Genomic DNA, 4,189 nt, shown 5'->3' with positions numbered 1-4,189 from the left:
GCCAGACGCTCTTTGTGCGGTATTGCCTTAGGAAGGACGCGAACAACATTATGGCATATAAAACGAAACAGCGGGAATATATTCTGGCATTTCTGCAAAACAGTGCGGGACGGCATATCACAGTGGCGGAACTGGTGCGGCATTTGCAGGACAACGAAACACCGGTGGGAACGGCGACGGTCTACCGGACACTGGAGCAGCTGGTGGAAGAGGGCATTGTGCGAAAATATGTGCTGGACGGAAAAAGCAGTGCCTGCTATCAGTTCCTCTCCGGAGAACCCCACGCCTGCACGGAACATTTTCACTTGAAGTGTACCCAGTGCGGGCAGTTGTTTCACGTCAGCTGTGATTACCTGAACCAGCTGGGGGAACACTTACTGGAGCACCACGGCTTTGTCATCGACCATACAAAAACCGTGCTGTACGGGCTCTGTGCCGCGTGTGCCAAGAAAAAATCGTGATGTACGGGTGCAGTGCGAAGCTGCACCCCTGGCTCTGGAGTTATCCCAACGGTGCGGTAGGCTGGTTGGGGTGATAGGGTCGTTCATAGATGCGGACCGGGGCATTATCGAAAGCGATATTGTCCCGTTTTTCCTGTAGCACCTGGTGAGGCGTATAGATCTTCATCTCTGCCTCGGCACTCTGTCTGGCTTTTTCCTGTTCCGGATTCATGGTGTCACCTCGTCATTACAAGTAGGCTTTGAGGCGTTCCATGTACGCCTCCTCGTGGCGGACGAATGCTTTTCCCTGCCGTTTCAGCTGGTCGGAAATGTCCGGACTGTTGTGGAGCACTTCCGTCAGCTGTACTACGCCGGTGTTGGTGCCCTTGAGCATCAGCTTGGCGATCTCATTGGCAGAAGCCCCGCCCAGACAGTGCAGCTGAATATTGGCATTTGCCCAGAACTTTGCCATGTCGCTTTGCTGGACTGGCTGCACATGAGCCTGCTGCATCTGGCTGCGGATCTCCTCTTTGCGGGACTGGTAGAATTCTAGCTGTTTGCAGAGCTCCTGCCGCAGGTCGGGGTGGTCTGCCTTGGGGAGAATGGTGCTGGTGGCATCGGCTCCCATAACGGCATTCTTGTAGAATTCGTCCAGTACGTGTTGTTCCTGTGAAGTCATCGGTCGAACCTCCTTTTCGGGGAATGGACAGAAACGCTGTCAGCAACGGTTCTGTCCCTGTGTCTAGTATCCCCGCTGACGGGAGAGATATGCCGTATCAATCATTTCCATGGGAGGTGGAATATGGAATTCAAAAATTTTGCAAAGGCTCTGGGCAGCGATTTGTTTGCAGAGATCCTGTGTCTGTTTCTGGCAGTAACGCTTTCGGCAGTGGGCGGCGGTCTGTTTCGGCTCATCAGCTGTATCTGTACCATTGCGGTACTGGTCTGTGTCTGTGTCAACTATGCCCTGAGCCGCTCCCGCGAAGACCAGCACAAAAAGCGGAAAAATACGATTGCCGTCCAGCTGTTTTACAGCGGCTCGGTGCTGCTGCCGTTTTTGCTGCTGGGCATCTCTCTGCTGCTGGCGAGAGCCGGTGTGCTGCCGGATACGTGGTACCGGTGGTACAAGCTGTTGAATGCTCCGTTTTTGCAGCTGTGCAATCTGTGCAGTGCAGACGTGACAGCTTCGTCCCTGTCGTGGGGAAAGACAGTATTTCTGGCAGTGTGGAACCTGCTGCCGCCGGCAGTGGTCTGGGTGACTTATGCATTGGCGAGAAGTGGTTTCCTGCCGGAAGAACTGCAATATCAGCGGAAAAAATCGTTCCGTTCATGATCGGGACAGATAGCTTTGCAGAGGCAGATGCTCTGCGGGCAGGTAGGTTTCCTCTGCCAGTTCCGGCAGAACGGTCTGCCACTGCTCCGGTGATTCCAGAAGCAGCAGCTTCTGGCTGCGGGGCAGCTGCTTGAAAGCGTATTCAAATCGTGCAGCAGCAGTGCGGGTTTCTGTGCTCCACACTTGCAGCAGTTCCTCCGGCGGATGACTCCTGGTGTATTTGGCACCGCCGGCAAGCTGCCCGCAGTGCTGCCGCATTCGCCGCCGCAGGTCTGGGGTGATGCCGGTGTACAGGGTATCTCCTGTGCAGTGCAGCACATAGATCAGATATGGCATGGTGACAAGGCCTCCTTTTGCCGATATTATACCACAGAAATTCCGTTTCTGTCAAAACCGTGTTTCCTTAAAACGACTGCCTTTGTATCATTTCTTGTGAAATTTGCTGTTTTTTCAAGGATTTGCAGGAACTTTTTTGAAAAAATATCCGGTTTACAGCCCTTTTAAAATGTGTTATAATAAAAAGAGCATACTGATGTATTTCCGAAGGTATGCGGTTGCAGATCATTTTCTCGGAATTGGCTGCGGTCGTGCAATGATACGGGCAGAAACAATTCCAATCCAATTACATTTAGGAGTATTACAGAATGAGTAAAAAAAGCAGAGAAAAAACGCCGGAATTGGAAGAAATTGCGGCACAGCTTGGAAGCATGAACACACAGGAAGAAGACACCATTACCATTCCGGTAGTTGAGATCTTCCGGCAGTTGAAAAAGTATTTTTTGCCGTGGGTGCTGGTTGCTGTCATTTTGGCAGGATTGGTATTCGGCGGTTCTATGGTAGTGTCCAGCAGCAAGGCAAGCCCGCTGACTGCAATGGTGGGATTCACTTTTGACGGCATTGAAAACGGCCTGGACCCGAACGGAAACGAGTTTAATGCGAATTCCCTGAAGTCGCCGGCGATCATTGAAGAAACGCTTTCGGATCTGAACATGGATGTCAAAAAAACAGATGCGATCCGGAATAATATCACTGTTTCCGGTGTGGTTCCGGAAGATGCCATCGACAAACTGACTGCTTATGAAAGTGTTTTTTCCAACACGAACTCTATTGAAGCAGCACAGAAGATCATGGACGTTTCCTATTTCCCGACACAGTTTGAGGTACAGTTCTCCTATGGTGATTCCGGTATGTCCCGCTCTCAGGCAGCGGATTTCCTGAACACCATGCTGAACAACTACAAGATCTATTTTATGCAGACTTACGGATATAATCAGGCATTCGGTGATGCTTTGACTGCTGTAGATTATACCGGTTATGATTACCCGCAGGCACTGGATGTACTGTCCAGCAGTCTGGATTCTCTGAAGAAGTATATTTCTTCTCTGTCCTCCAACGACAACACCCGCTTCCGTTCTACAAAGACCGGCTATACCTTCTCTGACCTGAGTGAAGCAACAGCAACTTTGCAGAGCGTGGACTATTCCAGCCTGTATTCTTACATCATGGGCAAGAACGTTACCAAGGACAAGGATTCCCTGGCAACATATTATCAGTATCGTATTGACAGCCTGAACCGCAGCCTGAACAGTGCCAAGGAACGGCTGAGCACGATCACCGATTCTATCAACAACTACAAAAAGGATTCCATGGTAGTTATGGCAGGCGGTTCTGCTGACAATACCGGAACCGTTCTGACACAGCCGTCTACTGCATATGACGATCTGATCACACAGCGGACTGATGCACAGGGCAGTGTTTCTTCTTTGCAGCAGCAGATCAGCGATTATCAGACACGTCTGGACAAGTTGCAGAACACCCCGCTGGGAAGCAAAAAGGAAGAAGAAAAAGTAGAAACAGACATGAAGAACGTCTGCGACAAGATGAATCAACTGATCAATGATGTCAACGAAACCGCAGACGATTACTTTGAAACTGCATCGTACACCAATGCGTACAACATTCTGGTGCCGGCAAGCGGCAGCGTTTCCAGTTCTGTATCCAACGCGATTTCCAACATGATTCGTCCGATGCTTATCGTAGAAGCACTTCTGCTTGTAGCATATCTGGTATTTGCAGTCGTGCGTGCCTTCATGGTATCGTACCGTCGGGACAAGCTGGTTCCTGTTGCTGTAGAAGAACCGGCAAAGGAAACCGTTTCGGTAGAGGCTGATTCTGCTTCTGACGATAATGACGAAAAGGAAGAATCCAAGGCGTAACGATTTCGCATTACATAAAATTGCACAACCAATCAAAGACGGTTGCCCGTGACATGCGGGCGGTCGTCTTTTTTGATGCAAACTGTGAAAACAATTGTAAAAAGGCTTGCGAATTTTTCGAAAATATGATATACTGTACGTAAACAATGCGGCGAACGCGTTTTTGCAAGGAGGCGATGCAAATGCAGAAAAAAACCAGG

At 50.1% G+C, this 4,189-nt stretch carries 6 protein-coding genes; 3 read left to right on the top strand and 3 right to left on the bottom strand.

The window, feature by feature from the left end:
- Positions 1-461: Fur family transcriptional regulator (locus RUMCAL_RS04845; RefSeq protein ID WP_021681474.1), on the top strand; the 461-nt coding region annotated here is incomplete at its 5' end.
- A gap of 40 nt (positions 462-501) precedes the next feature.
- Here the strand turns inward: RUMCAL_RS04845 and RUMCAL_RS15390 are convergent.
- Positions 502-672, bottom strand: coding sequence for a hypothetical protein (locus tag RUMCAL_RS15390; RefSeq protein ID WP_021681473.1), 171 nt, complete (start codon positions 670-672; stop codon positions 502-504).
- Positions 673-687: 15 nt separating this feature from the next.
- Entirely contained in the window at positions 688-1,119 is a 432-nt protein-coding gene (locus RUMCAL_RS04840) for a hypothetical protein (protein WP_021681472.1), read from the bottom strand.
- A gap of 123 nt (positions 1,120-1,242) precedes the next feature.
- Between RUMCAL_RS04840 and RUMCAL_RS14405 the strand changes: the two genes are divergently transcribed.
- On the top strand, positions 1,243-1,773 hold the full coding sequence (locus RUMCAL_RS14405) for a hypothetical protein (RefSeq protein WP_021681471.1): 531 nt from the start codon (positions 1,243-1,245) through the stop codon (positions 1,771-1,773).
- Here RUMCAL_RS14405 and RUMCAL_RS04830 read toward each other — a convergent pair.
- Positions 1,768-2,109 (bottom strand): GIY-YIG nuclease family protein, encoded by a 342-nt coding sequence (locus tag RUMCAL_RS04830; RefSeq protein ID WP_021681470.1) that lies wholly within the window; start codon positions 2,107-2,109, stop codon positions 1,768-1,770. The genes RUMCAL_RS14405 and RUMCAL_RS04830 overlap by 6 nt on opposite strands.
- A 308-nt stretch (positions 2,110-2,417) precedes the next feature.
- Here RUMCAL_RS04830 and RUMCAL_RS04825 point away from each other — a divergent pair, with 308 nt between their 5' ends.
- Positions 2,418-3,989 (top strand): hypothetical protein, encoded by a 1,572-nt coding sequence (locus tag RUMCAL_RS04825; protein WP_021681468.1) that lies wholly within the window; start codon positions 2,418-2,420, stop codon positions 3,987-3,989.
- The last annotated feature ends 200 nt before the right edge of the window (positions 3,990-4,189 follow it).

This window comes from Ruminococcus callidus ATCC 27760 (genome assembly GCF_000468015.1).
GTDB lineage: Bacteria > Bacillota > Clostridia > Oscillospirales > Ruminococcaceae > Ruminococcus_C > Ruminococcus_C callidus.
Note: the sequence above shows the minus strand (reverse complement) of the source record. Positions and strands in the feature narration are given on the sequence as shown.

Coding starts and splice junctions, on each gene's coding strand:
- RUMCAL_RS15390 (WP_021681473.1), bottom strand. CDS start 672: ATGAATCCGGAACAGGAAAAAGCCAGACAGAGTGCCGAGGCAGAGATG.
- RUMCAL_RS04840 (WP_021681472.1), bottom strand. CDS start 1,119: ATGACTTCACAGGAACAACACGTACTGGACGAATTCTACAAGAATGCC.
- RUMCAL_RS14405 (WP_021681471.1), top strand. CDS start 1,243: ATGGAATTCAAAAATTTTGCAAAGGCTCTGGGCAGCGATTTGTTTGCA.
- RUMCAL_RS04830 (WP_021681470.1), bottom strand. CDS start 2,109: ATGCCATATCTGATCTATGTGCTGCACTGCACAGGAGATACCCTGTAC.
- RUMCAL_RS04825 (WP_021681468.1), top strand. CDS start 2,418: ATGAGTAAAAAAAGCAGAGAAAAAACGCCGGAATTGGAAGAAATTGCG.